This window comes from Bradyrhizobium sp. MOS003 (assembly GCF_003020125.1).
GTDB lineage: Bacteria > Pseudomonadota > Alphaproteobacteria > Rhizobiales > Xanthobacteraceae > Bradyrhizobium.
In genome coordinates, this window is the sequence record NZ_PYFW01000001.1 from 2,123,941 (window position 1) to 2,140,185 (window position 16,245).

A 16,245-nucleotide genomic window follows, 5' to 3' on the forward strand; every position below is an offset into this window, starting at 1 on the left:
TGCCCGGTCCATCTGTGTATGCTTGCGGTTACAAGTCACGCGTAGCGATCGAGCGTCATGCCAGAGTTGAGTGAGCGGACCAAAGCCAACATGGACGTCGTCCTGGAGGAGACGTGCCGGCAATTGCCGCATGGCGGCGATCACGACAGTCGCAGGTTCATTGCCGAGCGCCTGATCGAGGCAGCGCGGGCGGGGCACTCCACGCTCGGCGAACTCGGCATCGTCGCGCGGCACGCACTGGCGGAGATTCTCGCAAAGCGTGGTGCCTGAGCCGCAAGGCTTGCCTCTCCGCGCGCTCCGGACTTAACCTCACGAGGACCTTATCCGCGCATCGAGATGCTCCGAAGATGCGATCCTTGCTCGCGCTTCTTGCTGCCTCCATTGTCCTGTGTTGCGCCGGCTCGGCCGTGGCGCAGCCGGTTGGACAGTTCCCATTTGCGCTGACGCGTGAAGGACAGATGCTCGGTGCCGTCGAAGGCGAGGTGGCCTCCTTCAAGGGACTGGCTTACGCTGCGCCGCCGGTCGGCGCGCTGCGCTGGCGCCCGCCGCAGCCGACGCCGGAAAGTTCGGAGATGCGCACCGCCTACGAGTACGGCGCGCCGTGCCTTCAGACGTCTTTGCCTGATACGAACGAGGACTGCCTGACGCTGAACGTGTTCCGTCCGTTCGGGATCGACGGCCCGCTGCCGGTGATGATGTTCATCCACGGCGGCGGCTTCATCAGCGGTACCGCGAACGAGCGGCTGTTCGACGGTGCCAGGCTGGCGCAGGCCGGCCTCATCGTGGTCACCGCAAATTATCGCCTAGGCGCGCTCGGCTGGCTCGCTGATTCCGCGCTGACGGACGGCGGCTCCGGCAATTGGGGCCTGATGGACCAGATCGCCGCGCTGCATTGGGTTCACGACAACATCGCAGCCTTCGGCGGCGATCCCGACAACGTCACCTTGTTTGGCAGCGGCGCAGGCGCGACATCGATCGCGCTTCTCATGCTGTCCGCGCAATCGCGCGATCTGTTCCAAAAAGCCATTCTGCAATCGATCCCCGCCCGGGCGCGGCTGCGTTCGTCACAGGAGGCTGAGGCTGTCGGCCGGCAGTTCGTGGCGGCGTTCGGACCGCAGGCGGGATTGCGCGCAGTCGAGCCGCGAGGCCTGCTTGCCGCCGAAGCCCGTCTGCTGGAGCAATCGCGGCACGGCTTTGCGCCGATGATGGACGGCGCTCTGGTGACCGAGGATATCGCTGCAGGCTTCGCGGCCGGGCATCAAAGCCGCATTGCCCTGATGATCGGCTCCAACGACGACGAGACCGGTTTCGAGGGCGAGTTCGATACCAGGCAAGAGCTTGCAGCGTCAGGCCTCACGAGCGATGATCTGCGCAAGCTCTATCCCGATCTCGCCAAGACTTCTCTCGCCAGTCCTGCGGATCTTGCGGCGAGGTTCTACACCGACAAGGTCTTCTCCGAGCCCGCAAGACTGTTGGCGCGCCTGCATGCCGCAAGGGGCGCTGCGACCTTTCGCTATCGCTTCGCCTATGTGCCCGAGGCGCGTCGCGGCAATCCCGGGGCTGGGCACGGGCGCGAGCTGCAGTTCATCTTCGGTGCGGAGGGTGTGCCCGGAGCGGGCATCTTCTCGCGAGCCGATCGCGAGGTCGCCAGCCGCATGCGATCCTATTGGATCAATTTCGCCAGGAGCGGCGATCCCAACGGTCCCGACCTGCCGCATTGGGACTCGGCCGCAGGCCGCGATCGCCTGCTGCTGATCACGAACGATCGCATCGCGAGCGGCGACGATCCCTCGGCGGAGCGTCTCGACCGGCTCGCGCGATAGCGCGACAAAATGGGTTGGACTTAAGCGGCGAGCTCGACGCGGGGCGCCGGCGTCAGCCGGTCTTCCTCCAGATAGTCCATCGAGCCGTCCTTCTCGACGGCGTAGAACTGCTGGCCGTCCCGCGACTTGAAGGCGGCGCGAACGATGCCGCGGCGGCCCTTGTCACTGTTGACGACGTCCCCCAGCGCAAACTTCTTCATCTCAACGTCTCGCTTGTCTTCGGGCCGACTGCTTCGGCCACACCGGGATTTTGGGCGGCAAATCGTTAACGACTTGCTAACCATGCCGGTTTGCCTATGCTCGCGGCCGTCGCGCGGGCGCTGGCACGCGCATCTTTCCGACGAGACCAATCCGATGGCGCGATTACCGACCCTCTTCCTGTCGCACGGCGGCGGCCCGTGGCCATTCATGGAGGATCGGCGGGTGCAATATGCCAAGACCGCCGAGGAGTTCGGCCGGTTGCCCCAGCTGCTTCCCGAGAGGCCGAAGGCGGTGCTCGTCATCACCGGCCATTGGGAGGCCGATGCCTTCACCGTCTCGACCTCGGCGCAGCCGCCGATGGTGTACGACTATTACGGTTTCCCCGAGCACACCTATCACCTCAAATATCCGGCGCCGGGCATGCCGGAGCTCGCAGCGAAGGTGAAGGCGCTGCTTGCGGGCGCGGGCGTCGCTTGCCGGGAAGATCCCAACCAGGGTTTCGATCACGGCACCTTCGTGCCGCTCGGCCTGATGTATCCGAACGCCGACATGCCGATCGTGCTGCTGTCGCTGAAGTCTGCTTACGATGCGGCCGAGCACATCAAGGTGGGCGAAGCCATCGCCGCGCTCCGCGATGAAGGCATTCTGATCGTCGGCAGCGGGCTGACCTATCACAACATGCGTGGCTTCAACCGGCCGGAGTCGAAGCCGGTCTCGTATGATTTCGAGGCCTATCTGAACGAGGCGATCAGCAACCTCGATCCCGCCCGCCGCAACGCGATGCTGGTCGATTGGGAGAATGCGCCCAGCGCGCGGCTCGCGCATCCGCGCGAGGACCATCTGCTGCCGCTGATGGTGGCCGCCGGCGCCGCCGGCAGCGATACCGGCAAGCGGGTCTTCGTCGACGAGGTCGCGAGCGTGGCGATGGCGTCGTACGTGTTTGGATGAAGAGCAGTGTTGCGCTCTACTCTTCTCCCGCAAGGGAGAAGGAAGAGGGGAGCGTCGCAACCTCAGCCGTATTTCAGCTTCATGAACAAAATGCCGCCGGCGAGCAGCATGGTGACCGCGTTGGCGGCGACCAGCGGGGCGTCGCCCGAGAGCAGGCCGTAGATCAGCCACAGCGCCAGGCCCAGCACCATGACCAGGAACATGCCGAGCGAGATGTCGCCGGTGGAGCGGGTCTTCCACACCTTGATGGCTTGCGGCGCGTAGGCCACGGTGGTGCAGGTGGCGGCGGCAAAGCCGATCAGCTTGATCACGAACGGGTCCATGCCGGCTTTATAACACGGATTCGACGACGGTCATGCCTCAGGCCCGCTGCGCCATCAGGCTGCGATACAGCGCGGCATAATCGCCGGCGCGGTTGCGCCAGGAGACGTCGGTCGCAAGGCCGTTTCGTTGCAGCTTGCGCCAGGTCGCCTTGTCTTGGAAGACCGTGTTGGCCTTGCCCAACGTTCCGGCAAGGGCCTCCGCCGTCACGGGTGCGAATTTGAAACCGGTGGCATCGCGACCGGAGGCGTCGGTCTCAGCGATATCAACGATGGTGTCCTCCAGACCGCCGACGCGTGAGACGATCGGAACGGCGCCGTAACGCAGCGCGCAGAGCTGGGTCAGCCCGCACGGCTCGAAGCGCGACGGCACGATCAGTGCGTCCGAGCCCGCCTGGATCAGATGCGCCAGAATCTCGTCATAGCCGATCGCGACGCCGATCCGGCCGGGATTGGCACGGGCTACAGCCTGGTAGCCGTCTTGCAGATCGCGGTCACCGCTGCCGAGTAGCGCGAGCTGCATGCCTTCTGCCAAAATAGTCGGAATGGCCTCGAGCAGGAGATCGAGCCCCTTCTGCCAGGACAGCCGGCTGATGACGCCGAGCAGAGGCGCCTCGTCGGAGGAATCGAGATTGAACTGTTGCTGCAGCACCGCCTTGTTCGCGGCCCGGAAGGTCAGGTCCTCGGCGCCGTAGCGGTAGGCGATGTGCGGATCTTCTTGCGGATCCCACACCGAGATGTCGATGCCGTTCAGGATGCCGCTCAGCACGTTCGCGCGTGCGCGCAACAGGCCGCCGAACCCCATGCCGCCTTCGTCGCTCTGGATTTCCCGAGCGTAGGTCGGCGACACCGTGGTGATGCGATCGGCGAATTGAAGGCCTGCCTTCAGGAAGCTGATGCCGCCGAAATATTCGAGCTCATTGACGCTGAACGCGTGCCAGGGCAGGCCGATCGCACCGATCAGCTCGGGAGCGAACTTGCCCTGATAGGCCATGTTGTGGATGGTCATCACGGTGCCGGGCCGCGGGCGATTGTCATAGTGCAGATAGGCGGCCGCGAGCCCGGCCTGCCAGTCATGGGCGTGCACGATTTCGGGCACGAAGGCGGGGACGAGGCCGTGGCCGATATCGGCGGCGATGCGCGACAGCGCCGCGAAGCGCACGCCATTGTCCGGCCAGTCGACACCCTCAGTGGTCACGTAAGGGTTGCCCGGCCGCGCATAGAGATGCGGCACGTCGAGCACGAACAGGTCGAGCCCGTCATGGGAGCCCGCAAGCAACCGGCCCGGCCCGCCGAAATAATCCGGCCAGCTCCGGATCTGCTCTGCGTTCGATACCAGCCGCATCACGTCGGGATAGCCCGGCATCAAGGTGCGCATCTCGACGCCATGCGCCTTCAGCGCGATCGGCAGCGCGCCGGCGACATCCGCGAGGCCGCCGGTCTTGACGATGGGATAGACTTCAGAGGCGACAGCGAGGACGCGAACAGGCGTCATGCATTGAGCCTGTCGATCATCGGCTGGGTGACGAGCGAAATGCCCTGCTCGGTGGTGCGAAAGCGCCTGGCGTCGAGTTCGGGATCGTCGCCGATTACGAGTCCCTCCGGAATTTCGACGCCGCGGTCGATCACGACGTTCTTCAGGCGAGCGCCGCGGCCGACATTCACATAAGGCATGATCACGGCGTTCTCGACATTGGCGTAGGAGTTGATGCGCACGCCGGTGAACAACAGCGACCGGCGCAGGGAGGCGCCGGAGATGATGCAGCCGCCCGAGACCAGGGAGCTCACGGCCTGGCCGCGCCGGCTCTCCTCGTCATGGACGAATTTTGCCGGAGGGGTGATCTCCGAATAGGACCAGATCGGCCAGGCGCTGTCGAACAGATCGAGCTCGGGCACCACGTCGGTGAGGTCGATATTGGCGGCCCAATAGGCGTCGACCGTGCCGACGTCGCGCCAATAGGCGCGGGGGTCGTTGCCGGAACGTACGCAGGAGGTGGAATATTGGTGGGCCATCGCGCGGCCGTTCTTGACGAGGTAGGGAATGATGTCCTTGCCGAAATCGTGGTTCGAGTTCGGGTCCTCGGCGTCGCGCTTGAGCTCCTCGAACAGGAACTTCGCGTCGAACACGTAGATGCCCATGCTGGCGAGCGAGACGTCCGGCTTGCCCGGCATCGGCGGCGGATCCTTCGGCTTCTCCAAGAATTCCTTGATCCAGCCGTTCTCGTCGATATGCATGATACCGAAGCCCGAGGATTCCGCCCGCGGCATCTCCAGGCAACCGACGGTGACGTCGGCGCCGCTCTCGACGTGCTGGCGCAGCATCACCTCGTAGTCCATTTTATAGATATGGTCGCCGGCCAGCACGACGATGAAACGGCAGGCGTGGGATTCGATGATGTCGATGTTCTGGTAGACCGCATCCGCCGTGCCGACATACCACATGTTCTCGGAGACGCGCTGGCTCGCGGGGAGGATGTCAAAGCTCTCGTTGCGTTCCGGACGAAAGAAGTTCCAGCCCATCTGAAGATGCCGGATCAGGCTGTGCGCCTTGTACTGGGTCGCGACAGCAATGCGGCGGATGCCCGAATTGACGGCATTGGACAGCGCGAAATCGATGATGCGGGACTTGCCGCCGAAATAGACGGCCGGCTTGGCGCGGCGGTCGGTCAGCTCCAGGAGCCGGCTGCCACGTCCGCCGGCCAGGACGAAGGCCAGCGCCTGACGGGCAAGCGGCTCGGGTCTCGCGGCACTCATGTCATCCTCCAACACGCTCGGCGCAGGCCGAGGCTGTTCGTCGCGAGAAACCTCGCTCCCGTGGAACCGATACTAACGATACGAATAGTCAATCGTGAAGTAGGTTGTTGGTTGCGAAGGCGGGAAGCTTAATGCTTTGCGTCGGCCGCGGGGCTCCGGCATCGCGCCGGCGTCACGTCCGGCAGAGCCGTGTTGGTCCGCCTCGCATGTCGGCAGCCGCTTCGCAGAAGCATGAACGGGACTTGTGCGCCGCACGCAAATCCGGGCTTTGAAATCCGGGCTTTGACTTGGCGCAAAGATGCCCGATCATGCTGCTGCGATCCTTTTCCAAGCAAGACGTCAGACAGGGAGCAAGTCGATGAGGATCTGGAAAACGGCAATTGCCTGTTCGGTCGCCGGCGTGGTCATCGCCGGCCAAATTCAACAGGCGGCAGCGGCCCCGCTGCCGACCAACGTCGCGACCATGAAGGCCGCGGTCGGTGACGACGTCGCGAAGGTGCATTGGCGCGGTCGTGGCTTCGGATGGGGCGCAGGCGGCCTCCTTGCCGGTGCGATCATCGGCGGCGCCATCGCCAGCGGCGCGCCTTATGGCTACGGCTATTACGGCGGCGGTCCGTATTACGGCGGCTATGGATATCCGGGACCGGCCTATGGTTATGCGCCCGCCTACTATGGCGGTTATGGACCGGGCTACGCCTATGGTCCGGGTTACGGTTATGGATATCGTTCCTATCACCGTCCCCGTCCGTACTACGGCTACAGATATGGCTATTACCGGCCCCGCGCGTACTACCGGCCCTACTATCGCGGATATTGGTGATCCCGGGAAGCTAGAGCGAGAGCCACACGATCAGGCTCATACTGGCGAAATGGACGAGCACGATCGCGGCGAGATGCAGCGGCCCGGCCTCGAGGCTAAGCCTGCGCATCACGCCGCCTTCGCCTAGTTCGACCCGGCGGCCGCAGCCGTGAAGCTGCGGTCGACGGCTTTGCTGACGTCGAGCGTCCTCGGCAGGATGCCGTAGCGCGTCGAACGGTCGGACGCTTGCTGGATTTCCTTGACCACGTTCTCGTCGATCACGATCGGACTGGTGCGCTGCGCGGTGTAGGCCGACAGCAGCACGTCCTCAGGCAGCTTGGTCAGCTCGGACGTGCTCCTTGCGTATTCGCTGATGTGATCCAGCGACCACAGCCGCGCCTTGTTGAGGCGCTGCACTAGGTCCTGCACCGCCGCGCGCTTGTTGGCGATGGCGTTGTCGGAGGCGACGATGAAGGTAATGGTCGGCGTCAGGCCTTCGCCGTCGGCGATCACCCGCGCTTTGTCCTTGAGCGTGGCGAACGACACGTAAGGCTCCCACACCGCCCAGGCGTCGATCGAGCCGGCGACCAGCGCGATCTTGGCATCGACCGGGCCGAGCGGCGCGAAGGTCGCATCCTCCAGCTTGATCTGCGCCTTCTCCAGCGTCGCGTCGATCAGGAACTGGCCCCAGCCGCCGCGCGTGCCGGCAAGGCGTTTGCCCTTGAGGTCGGCGGCCGATTTGATCGGCGAGTCCTGGCGCACCAGGATGGCTTGCGTCTTCGCATCGGACCTGGTGCCCCCGATCGCCTTGATCGGCGCACCCGCCGCATAGACCGAAAGGAAGGAGAGATCGCCGGTGTAGCCGACGTCGAGCGCGCCGGCGTTGAGCGCTTCCAGGATCGGTGCCGCCGCCGGGAATTCGGACCATTCGATCTTGTAGGGCAGGTCCTTCGCGTAGCCGGAGATTTCGAGCAGCGAGCGGTTGCCGCCCTTCTGATCGCCGACGCGCAGCACGACGGTGTCCGCGGCAAACGACGCGACGGCCGTCGACAGCGTGATGGCGGCGGCGAACAGCGAAGCGGCGAGCCGGCGGGGGAGGGAATGATCGTGGGAGTTGATGCTCATGTAGCCTGTCTTCTTGCCTGCTTGTGATTTTGGCTCACGACGCGTGAGCGAGCGATGCAGCGAGACGATCAAGTCTATGACCGGGCGAAGTGCAGTCAATGAAATGACCGTTCGTATTGCGCGTGCATCAGGCAAGGACGTTTCGTTGAATCCCGGTGCGCGAGAACGTGACGTTCTCGCGGGGGAAGGATGCACGGAATCGAAGCAGATGCGTGCCTGTCGCGATTGCCGGGAGCGACCGTATTCGCGAAAATCGTTTCATCGTTCGCGCGTGCGCCGATGGAGAGAATGACTTCGCTTCGCATCACATTCGAAATTCCATTTCATTGACGATGCGGCGAGCGCGCCGCATGATTTGCGTATCGCATCAACGCGGCGCGACAACGCCGACGGAACAATTTTCTCTCAACGCAGCTCCGCACGGAACATGCGCAACGTGAAGCGTTGCGCGATGGGCGGAGCCGTGCCAGCGCAGGAGTGGGGACCGATGAACGACGAGGACAAGCGCGGCGGACGGGGGCTCGACCGACGCCATCTGCTCCAGGCGGGGCTTGCGGCAGCTTTCGCCGCGCCGCTCGGTGCGCTGGGCGCGCAGGCCTTCGTGCCGCGCGGGATTGCATCCGGCATCGACTTCTCGGAGTTTCCGCTGTGCCGGACGGCGTCCGACGCGCCCGCGCTCACCGGCGCGCCGCGCAAGCTGAAGCTGTCGTGGAACGCCGGCGCCGTCTGCCTCGCGCCCGTGCCTGTAGCGATCGAGCATGGTTTCTTCCAGAAGCACAATCTCGACGTCGAACTCGTCAACTATTCCGGCTCGACCGACCAGCTGCTCGAAGCCATCGCGACGGGAAAGAGCGATGCCGGTCTCGGCATGGCGCTGCGCTGGTTGAAGCCGCTGGAGCAGGGCTTTGACGTCAAGATCGCCGCCGGCACCCATGGCGGCTGCATGCGCGTGCTCTCGCGCGCCGACTCCAACGTCAGCAAGCTCGCCGATCTCAAGGGCAAGGTCGTCGCGGTCGGCGATCTCGCAGGGCCCGACAAGAATTTCTTCTCGATCCAGCTCGCCAAGCTCGGCATCGATCCTGTCAAGGACGTCGACTGGCGCGCCTATCCCGGCAACCTTCTCAACGTTGCGGTGGAGAAGGGTGAGGTGCAGGCGTTCCTTTCCTCCGATCCGCTCGCCTATCTCTGGCTCAAGGACACTCAGTACAGGGAGGTCGCCTCCAACCTCGACGGCGAATTCCGCGAGAAGAGCTGCTGTATCCTCGGCCTGCGCGGCAGCCTGGTGCGGGAGGAGCCGCAGGTTGCGCGCGCCATCACGCAAGCGCTGCTCGATGCCGCGATGTTCACCTCGCAGAACGCGACGATCGCGGCAAAGTCATTCCAGCCCTACGCGCCGAAGGCGGCCACGCTCGCCGATATCGAGGGCATGGTGCGCTACCACACCCACCATCATCATCCCGTCGGCGACGTGCTGAAGCGCGAGCTCAAGGCCTATGCCGACGATCTCAAGAGCGTGCAGGTCTTCAAGCCGAGCACCGACACGGCCAAATTCGCGGAGCGCATCTATGTCGACGTATTCGCTGTCTGACGGACTCGCCTCCGGCGCGCCGCGTCTTTCCCGCACGCCGCTGCTGGCGAACTGGGTGAGAGAATCCGGCATTGGTGTGCTCGCCAGCATCGCCTGGATCGCCTTTGGCCTGTCCTGTCTGTGGTGGGAGGATGTCGGCGACTGGTCGCGCACGCATTCGCTCGGCATCGCCGCCTTCGTCATCGCGGCCATCGCGCTGTTTGGAACCGTCGGCGCCGACTATCTGGGATCGGCGGGGCAGGCTTTGCGCAAGCGCGCGCCCTGGCTGGTTGCGCTCGGCGCTTTCCTGACGGTGTGGGAGGTTGCGACCGCGAAATTCGCCTGGCTGCCGCTGCCGTTCTTTCCACCGCCGCAGTCGATCATCGAGGTCTATACCGACGATCTGCCGAAGCTGCTCGACAGCGTCTTCGCCTCGGTAAAGCTCCAGCTCGGCGGCTATCTGATCGGGGCCACGGTCGGCTTCCTCACCGGCGTCTCGATCGGCTGGTCGCGCGCGGTCGGCTATTGGGTGCATCCGGTATTGCGCTTCATCGGTCCGCTGCCGGCGACCGCCTGGCTGCCGATCGCCTTCTTTACGTTCCCGTCGAGCTGGAGCGCCTCGACCTTCCTGATCGCGCTGGCAACGGGCTTTCCCGTCACCGTGCTGACCTGGTCGGGCGTCGCGAGCGTCAGCAATGCCTATTACGACGTCGCGCGCACGCTCGGTGCCAAGCCGTCCTTCCTGGTGCTGAAGGTCGCGATTCCCGCCGCGTTGCCGCACGTCTTCGTCGGCCTGTTCATGGGGCTGGGCTCGTCCTTCGCCGTGCTCGTCGTCGCCGAGATGATCGGCGTCAAGGCCGGGCTCGGCTGGTACCTGCAATGGGCGCAGGGCTGGGCGGCCTACGCCAACATGTATGCGGCGCTGATCGTGATGTCGCTGCTCTGCTCCGGCGCGATCACGCTGCTGTTTGCGATCCGCGACCGGCTCCTGGTCTGGCAGAAGGGGACCGTGAAATGGTAACCGCAGCTCTCGCTGAAGCCGCGACGCATCCCGCCGCTGGCGCCGCGCTCGACATCGAGCAGGTCAGCCACGCCTTCGACATCGACGGCGCGGAGTTGCCTGTTCTAAGCGACGTCAGCATCTCCGTCGAGCCGGGTGAATTCGTCGCGCTGCTCGGTCCCTCCGGTTGCGGCAAGTCGACCTTGCTGCGGCTGGTTGCCGGGCTCGATAAGCCGAAGGCGGGACGGTTGCGGGAAGACGACAGTCGCATCACGCGGCCGCATGCCTCCCGCGTCGTCGTGTTCCAGGATCCGACCCTGTTTCCCTGGCGGTCGGTCTGGGACAACGTCGCCCTGGGCCTCGAAGCCCAGGGCATTTTGAACAGCCAGCGTCACCGCGTCGATGCCGCGCTCGATCTCGTCGGGCTGGCCTCGTTCCGCAACGCCTATCCGCACCAGCTCTCCGGCGGCATGGCGCAGCGCGTCGCGCTCGCGCGTGCGCTGGTCAACGATCCCAAGATCCTGATCCTGGACGAGCCGCTCGGCAAGCTCGACTCGCTCACCCGCATCACCATGCAGGCCGAACTCGTCTCGCTCTGGCAGCGCAAGGGTTTTACCACGCTGCTCGTGACCCATGACGCCGAGGAAGCCCTCGTACTCGCCAACCGCGTCATCGTGTTCAGCGATCGTCCCGCACGCGTGAAGGCCGACATTCGCGTCGACCGGCCCTATCCGCGCCATCGCGGCGATCCCTATCTGGCGAACCTGCGCCGCCAGATTCTCGGCCTGCTGGGATTGGACGCCACATGGTGACATCTGCAGCCAAAGGGCGTACGGCCCGGAGCGAGCCCGATCACATCGCGGGTGCCGAAGCACTGGCCGAAGGTTTCGCGTCACGCGCAGCCGAGCATGACCGTACCGGCAGCTTCCCCTTCGAGAACTTTCGCGAGCTGTCCGAAGCGGGCTTGCTGTCGCTGACCGTACCGGCCGCCTTTGGCGGGGCCGGAGCGGGCGCGCGATACGCAGCAAGTGTCCTCGGAATCATCGGCAAGGCCGATCCGTCGACCGCGCTGGTGCTGTCGATGCACTACATCAATCATCTGGTGATGGCGCGCAGCCCGACCTGGCCGGCGCGGCTCTCGCGAAAACTCGCGCGCGAGAGCGTGGAGGGCCTCGCGCTTGTCAACGCGCTACGCGTCGAACCCGAGCTCGGCTCGCCCGCGCGCGGCGGCCTCCCGGCGACCATCGCGCGCCGCACCGGAACCGGTTGGTGCCTCTCCGGCCACAAGATCTATTCGACGGGGGCGCCGATCCTGAAATGGTATCTGGTCTGGGCCCGCACCGACGAGGTCGAGCCGCGCGTCGGCCAGTTCCTGGTGCCGGCGGGCCTGACGGGCGCGCGCATCGTCGAGACCTGGGACCATCACGGCCTGCGCGCCAGCGGCAGCCACGACGTCATCTTCGACGACGTCGTGATCCCGCTCGACGCCGAGATCGATGTCCGCAAGCCCGCCGACTGGCGCGCGCCTGATCCGACCCAGTCGACCGTTCACACGCTCTTCGTCGCGGCGATCTATGACAGCGTTGCCCGTGCCGCGCGCGATTGGCTGATCACGTTCCTGAAGCAGCGCGTGCCCGCCAGCCTCGGCGCGCCGCTCGCAACCTTGGCGCGGACACAGGAGATCCTCGGCGCCATCGAGGCGCGACTCGCGGTCAATGCGCGGCTGATCGACACGTTCGCCCGCGACTTCGATGACGGGGTCGATCTCTCCAGCGGCGAGTCCAACGTCATCAAGCTCACGGTGACCAACAATGCGGTGGCGGTGGTCGAGGACGCCTTGTCGCTCACCGGCAATCACGGCCTATCTCGAGCCAATCCGCTGGAGCGGCACTATCGCGACGTGCTGTGCGGTCGCGTGCACACGCCGCAGGACGATTCCACGCGCACCGGCCTCGGCCGCGCTGCGCTCGGCCTCTAGACATCAACAGGGAGACGATCATGTCGATCGAGTTCATCGGCTTCATCAGCAACAACAATTCCTCCGAGACCGTCGTCCGCGACGGTCCGATACTCAACCCCACCCATATCGAAACGGTGGCGAAGGCGCATGAGAACGCCGGCTTCGACCGTGCGCTGCTGGCGTTTCATTCGACGACGCCGGACAGTCTCCAGGTCGCCCAGCACGTCCTGAGTGTGACCGACCGCCTCAACGTGCTGATCGCGCAGCGGCCGGGCTTCACCGCGCCGACGCTGCTGGCACGGCAATTCGCTGCGCTCGATCAGTTTTCTCGCGGCCGAGTTGCTCTGCACGTCATCACCGGCGGCAATGCCACCGAGCTTCGGCAGGACGGGAATACGCTCGACGACAAGGACGAACGCTACGCCCGCACCTCCGAATTCCTCGACGTCCTCAAGCTCGAATGGACCAGCGACAAGCCGTTCAGCTACAAGGGCAGGTACTACCAGGTCGAGAACGGCTTCTCGCAGGTGAAGGCGTACCGGCCCGAGGGCATCCGCGTCTATTTCGGCGGCGCCTCGGATGCGGCAATCGACGTCGCCGGCAAGCACGCCGACACTTTTGCGCTGTGGGGCGAATCCTACGCGCAGGTGCGCGACGTGACTTCGCGCGTTCACAATGCCGCCGCCCGGCAGGGCCGGCCGACGCCGCGCTTCAGCCTTTCGGTACGGCCGATCATCGCGCCGACCGAGAAGCAGGCCTGGGAAAAGGCGGAGGAGATTCTGGCCCGTGCCACCGCGCTGCAGGACAAGACCGGCTATCGCAAGCCCGCCGGCGGCCAAGCCACCGCCGGTGCGCGGCGCCTGCTCGCGCTGGCCGATCAGGGCAGCCGGATCGACAAGCGGCTCTGGACCGAGATCGCAAAGCTCACGGGCGCCAACAGCAACACCACGGCGCTGGTCGGCACGCCCGAGCAGGTCGCGGAAGTCTTCGGCGATTATTACGATCTCGGCATTAGCCATTTCCTGATCCGCGGCTTCGATCCGCTGATCGACGCCATCGAATATGGTCGTGAGCTGATTCCGCTGACGCGCGAGTTGATCGCCAGGCGTCAGGCCGTTCGCGGCGAGGCCGCGGAATGATCCGCCTCATGCTGGCCGGCGCGCTGCTGTTCGGTTCGTTCGAGCTCGCGGCAGCGCAAACCACCTTGCGCGTCGGCGACCAGAAGGGCAATGCGCAGGCCGTAATGGAAGCGGCCGGCGTGCTCAAGGACGTGCCCTACAAGATCGAGTGGAAAGAGTTTCCGGCGGCAGCCCCGCTGCTGGAGGCGCTCAGCGCCGGCGCGATCGAGACCGGGCTCGTTGGCGATGCGCCCTTTACCTTCGCCGCCGCCTCCGGCGCGCCGGTGAAGGCGATCGCCGCGATCCGGCAGACGCGCGAGGGGCTCGCGATCCTCGTGCCGGAGAATTCGGGGATCAAGAGCTTTGCCGATCTGCGCGGAAAGAAGATCGCGACCGGCCGCGGCTCGATCGGCCATCAGCTGATCCTCGCCGCACTGGAGAAGAATGGCTGGGCCGCGAGCGATGTCCAGATCGCGTTCCTCGCGCCCTCCGACGCCAAGATCGCCTACCTGCAGGGTTCGGTCGATGCTTGGTCGACCTGGGAGCCCTATGTTAGCCAGGAGGAGGTGCTGTTCAAGTCACGGCGCATCATCACGTCTGAAGGCTTGACGCCGGGCCTCAGCTTCCAGGTGGCACGGCCTGATGCCATCAGGGACAAGCGTGCGGAGCTGACCGATTTCATCCGCCGCCTTACGACCGCGCGCGCATGGTCGCTGAACAATATCGACAGCTATGCCGCCACCTGGGGCAGGCTGATGAACATCCCGGTCGCCGTGCCGCAGAACTGGCTCTCGCGCGCAAAGATCCGCATCGCGCCGATCGACGACGGCGTGGTCGCGGATGAGCAGAGCACGATCGACCTGTATTTCCGCTGGGGCCTGATCAAGCAGAAGCTGGATGCAACGGAGATCGTGGATCGCTCGTTTGCCGATGCGATTGCGAAGGCGGGATTGTAGCGACACGCTCGTGTCCTGGACGCGGGTCTTCCCTTCTCCCCTTGCGGGAGAGGGTGGCTCGCCGCGATAGCGGCGAGGCGGGTGAGGGGTTCTCTCCGCGTGCGAACCTCTCACAACTGAATTCGCGGATGGATACCCCTCATCCGGCGCTTCGCGCCACCTTTTCCGACAAGGGGAGAAGGAAGAAACGCTCACGGACGCTTCAAGGACTCGTGAGGGAAGAGGGAGTTTCCAGCGCAATCGCCTTCCTCAAAACGTTCGTTCTGTATCCGGCACTCCCGATAATACCCTCATTGCTATTTGCACGACCTCCCTTGCGCCGCGCCCCATCCCGACAAAAATCACACAGACGACCACATCGGGAGACCGGCCATGGGCCTGCAAGAAACAAAAATCGAATCGCTTCCCTTCGTCACCGCCGAACTCAATTATCTCGCCCCGACATCGGGCAAACCGCGCACCTACGCCTTCGATCCGCCTCCGGGTGAGCCCAAGAGCACGTCGCTGCCGGAGCCGCACCAGGTGCCGATTTTCGATGCGCGGCTGATCGCGCAGAACTTCTCGCTCGACCGTGAGGGCTTTGCGCTGGTGCGTCACCCGACGCGGGTCAAGGACTTCTACAACGACGAAGACGTGAGGAAAGTATATTATCCCGCCGTCGAGGCCTTCCTGCGCGCCACGCTGAAGGCCGACCGCGTTTTCATCTTCGACCATACCGTGCGCAGGCGCGTCGACGGCGCCGCCGACATTCGCGACGGCGGGCCGCGTCAGCCCGCAACGCGGGTCCATGTCGACCAGACCGCCGTCTCCGGCGCCAACCGCGTGCGCGAGCATCTGCCTGAGGAAGCCGAAGAGCTGCTGAAGGGCCGCGTGCAGGTGATCAATCTCTGGCGGCCGATCCGCGGCCCTTTGCGCGATTCACCGCTCGCCATGGCCGACGGCACCACCGTCGCGCCCGACGATCTCGTGGCGTCCGACCTGATCTATCCCAACCGCCGCGGCGAGACCTATTCGGTGAAATACAATCCCGATCATCGCTGGTTCTATTTCCCCGAGATGACGCCGGACGAGGCGCTGCTGCTGAAGTGCTACGATTCCGCGACCGACGGCCGCACCCGCTTCGGGCCGCATACCGCCTTCGTCGATCCGACCACGCCCAGGGATGCGGTGCCGCGCGAAAGCATCGAGGTGCGCACGCTGGTGTTCCACAGACAGTAACAAAGAGTGATGCATTGCCAGGCATCCCCCGCAGTGCATCCCGGAACCAAAGGGAACAAATCCACGTTGCAGCGCCGGGCAGGGCCACCGGGAGGGATGCCGTGCGAGCGCAGCCGACGCTATTGTTTTGTCTAGTTACTTTATCGCTTTCTGCCTTTTCCGTCGCCCGTGCCGAAAGCGGGCTCGCGTCCTATTACAGCTACGCAAAGTCCGGCAAGGGTGAATTGACTTGCGCGCACCGGACCCGCCCGTTCGGCAGCGTGCTCAAGGTCTCCTACAGCGGCCGCACAATAGAATGCCGCGTCAACGATCGCGGCCCCTTCATCCGCGGCCGCATCGTCGATCTCTCGGTGCCGGCCGCCCGCGCGCTCGGCATGATGAGCGCCGGCGTGGTGCGGGTCTCCGTGGAATAAGCCGTCCCGCGCGCTATAGTGCCGCCCAAAGCAAGGGGGCACT

17 protein-coding genes are annotated in these 16,245 nt (G+C 65.0%); 12 read left to right on the top strand and 5 right to left on the bottom strand.

Translation table 11 applies throughout. From position 1 onward, the window contains the following. Positions 1-57 precede the first annotated feature (57 nt). Positions 58-270: a hypothetical protein gene (locus C7G42_RS10225; protein ID WP_106948770.1), complete on the top strand. Its 213-nt coding sequence runs from the start codon at positions 58-60 to the stop codon at positions 268-270. Between the two features lie 77 nt (positions 271-347). Then, positions 348-1,823 carry a carboxylesterase/lipase family protein gene (locus C7G42_RS10230; protein ID WP_106948771.1) on the top strand — a complete coding sequence of 492 codons (1,476 nt, stop codon included), beginning with the start codon at positions 348-350 and terminating at the stop codon, positions 1,821-1,823. 20 nt (positions 1,824-1,843) lie between these two features. On the opposite strand, the gene C7G42_RS10235 is transcribed toward C7G42_RS10230, so the two are convergent. Then, on the bottom strand, positions 1,844-2,023 hold the full coding sequence (locus tag C7G42_RS10235) for a hypothetical protein (RefSeq protein WP_106948772.1): 180 nt from the start codon (positions 2,021-2,023) through the stop codon (positions 1,844-1,846). 154 nt (positions 2,024-2,177) lie between these two features. Here C7G42_RS10235 and C7G42_RS10240 point away from each other — a divergent pair, with 154 nt between their 5' ends. Further along, a complete protein-coding gene (locus tag C7G42_RS10240; RefSeq protein WP_106948925.1) occupies positions 2,178-2,972 on the top strand; it encodes a DODA-type extradiol aromatic ring-opening family dioxygenase in 795 nt (264 codons plus the stop codon). A gap of 62 nt (positions 2,973-3,034) precedes the next feature. On the opposite strand, the gene C7G42_RS10245 is transcribed toward C7G42_RS10240, so the two are convergent. The 3 genes from C7G42_RS10245 to glgC are packed head-to-tail and all read right to left on the bottom strand — an operon-like array spanning position 3,035 to position 6,046. Further along, positions 3,035-3,295 (bottom strand): SemiSWEET transporter, encoded by a 261-nt coding sequence (locus C7G42_RS10245; RefSeq protein WP_106948773.1) that lies wholly within the window; start codon positions 3,293-3,295, stop codon positions 3,035-3,037. 37 nt (positions 3,296-3,332) lie between these two features. Beyond that, entirely contained in the window at positions 3,333-4,787 is a 1,455-nt protein-coding gene (gene glgA / locus C7G42_RS10250; protein WP_106948774.1) for a glycogen synthase GlgA, read from the bottom strand. Beyond that, on the bottom strand, positions 4,784-6,046 hold the full coding sequence (gene glgC / locus C7G42_RS10255) for a glucose-1-phosphate adenylyltransferase (protein ID WP_106948775.1): 1,263 nt from the start codon (positions 6,044-6,046) through the stop codon (positions 4,784-4,786). Before glgC ends, glgA begins: the two co-directional genes overlap by 4 nt. 358 nt (positions 6,047-6,404) lie before the next feature. Between glgC and C7G42_RS10260 the strand changes: the two genes are divergently transcribed. Beyond that, positions 6,405-6,866, top strand: a complete 462-nt coding sequence (locus C7G42_RS10260) for a hypothetical protein (protein ID WP_106948776.1) — start codon at positions 6,405-6,407, stop codon at positions 6,864-6,866. 123 nt (positions 6,867-6,989) lie between these two features. Here the strand turns inward: C7G42_RS10260 and C7G42_RS10265 are convergent, their stop codons facing one another. Further along, the gene (locus tag C7G42_RS10265) at positions 6,990-7,970 is read right to left on the bottom strand and encodes an ABC transporter substrate-binding protein (RefSeq protein WP_106948926.1); all 981 of its coding nucleotides are present in this window, start codon (positions 7,968-7,970) and stop codon (positions 6,990-6,992) included. A 487-nt stretch (positions 7,971-8,457) separates the two neighbouring features. Between C7G42_RS10265 and C7G42_RS10270 the strand changes: the two genes are divergently transcribed. From C7G42_RS10270 to C7G42_RS10305, 8 genes are all read left to right on the top strand, one after another. Further along, positions 8,458-9,558, top strand: a complete 1,101-nt coding sequence (locus C7G42_RS10270) for an ABC transporter substrate-binding protein (protein ID WP_106948927.1) — start codon at positions 8,458-8,460, stop codon at positions 9,556-9,558. Beyond that, positions 9,536-10,558 (top strand): ABC transporter permease, encoded by a 1,023-nt coding sequence (locus tag C7G42_RS10275; protein WP_106948777.1) that lies wholly within the window; start codon positions 9,536-9,538, stop codon positions 10,556-10,558. The genes C7G42_RS10270 and C7G42_RS10275 overlap by 23 nt, the downstream gene beginning before the upstream one ends. Further along, on the top strand, positions 10,552-11,349 hold the full coding sequence (locus C7G42_RS10280) for an ABC transporter ATP-binding protein (protein ID WP_106948778.1): 798 nt from the start codon (positions 10,552-10,554) through the stop codon (positions 11,347-11,349). Before C7G42_RS10275 ends, C7G42_RS10280 begins: the two co-directional genes overlap by 7 nt. Further along, a complete protein-coding gene (locus C7G42_RS10285) occupies positions 11,343-12,515 on the top strand; it encodes an acyl-CoA dehydrogenase family protein (RefSeq protein ID WP_106948779.1) in 1,173 nt (390 codons plus the stop codon). The genes C7G42_RS10280 and C7G42_RS10285 overlap by 7 nt, the downstream gene beginning before the upstream one ends. A gap of 20 nt (positions 12,516-12,535) precedes the next feature. Continuing rightward, a complete protein-coding gene (locus C7G42_RS10290; RefSeq protein ID WP_106948780.1) occupies positions 12,536-13,636 on the top strand; it encodes an LLM class flavin-dependent oxidoreductase in 1,101 nt (366 codons plus the stop codon). Beyond that, positions 13,633-14,571: an ABC transporter substrate-binding protein gene (locus tag C7G42_RS10295; RefSeq protein WP_106948781.1), complete on the top strand. Its 939-nt coding sequence runs from the start codon at positions 13,633-13,635 to the stop codon at positions 14,569-14,571. Before C7G42_RS10290 ends, C7G42_RS10295 begins: the two co-directional genes overlap by 4 nt. A gap of 372 nt (positions 14,572-14,943) precedes the next feature. Further along, positions 14,944-15,789 carry a CmcJ/NvfI family oxidoreductase gene (locus C7G42_RS10300; protein ID WP_106948782.1) on the top strand — a complete coding sequence of 282 codons (846 nt, stop codon included), beginning with the start codon at positions 14,944-14,946 and terminating at the stop codon, positions 15,787-15,789. Positions 15,790-15,890: 101 nt separating this feature from the next. After that, positions 15,891-16,202: a septal ring lytic transglycosylase RlpA family protein gene (locus C7G42_RS10305; RefSeq protein WP_106948783.1), complete on the top strand. Its 312-nt coding sequence runs from the start codon at positions 15,891-15,893 to the stop codon at positions 16,200-16,202. The last annotated feature ends 43 nt before the right edge of the window (positions 16,203-16,245 follow it).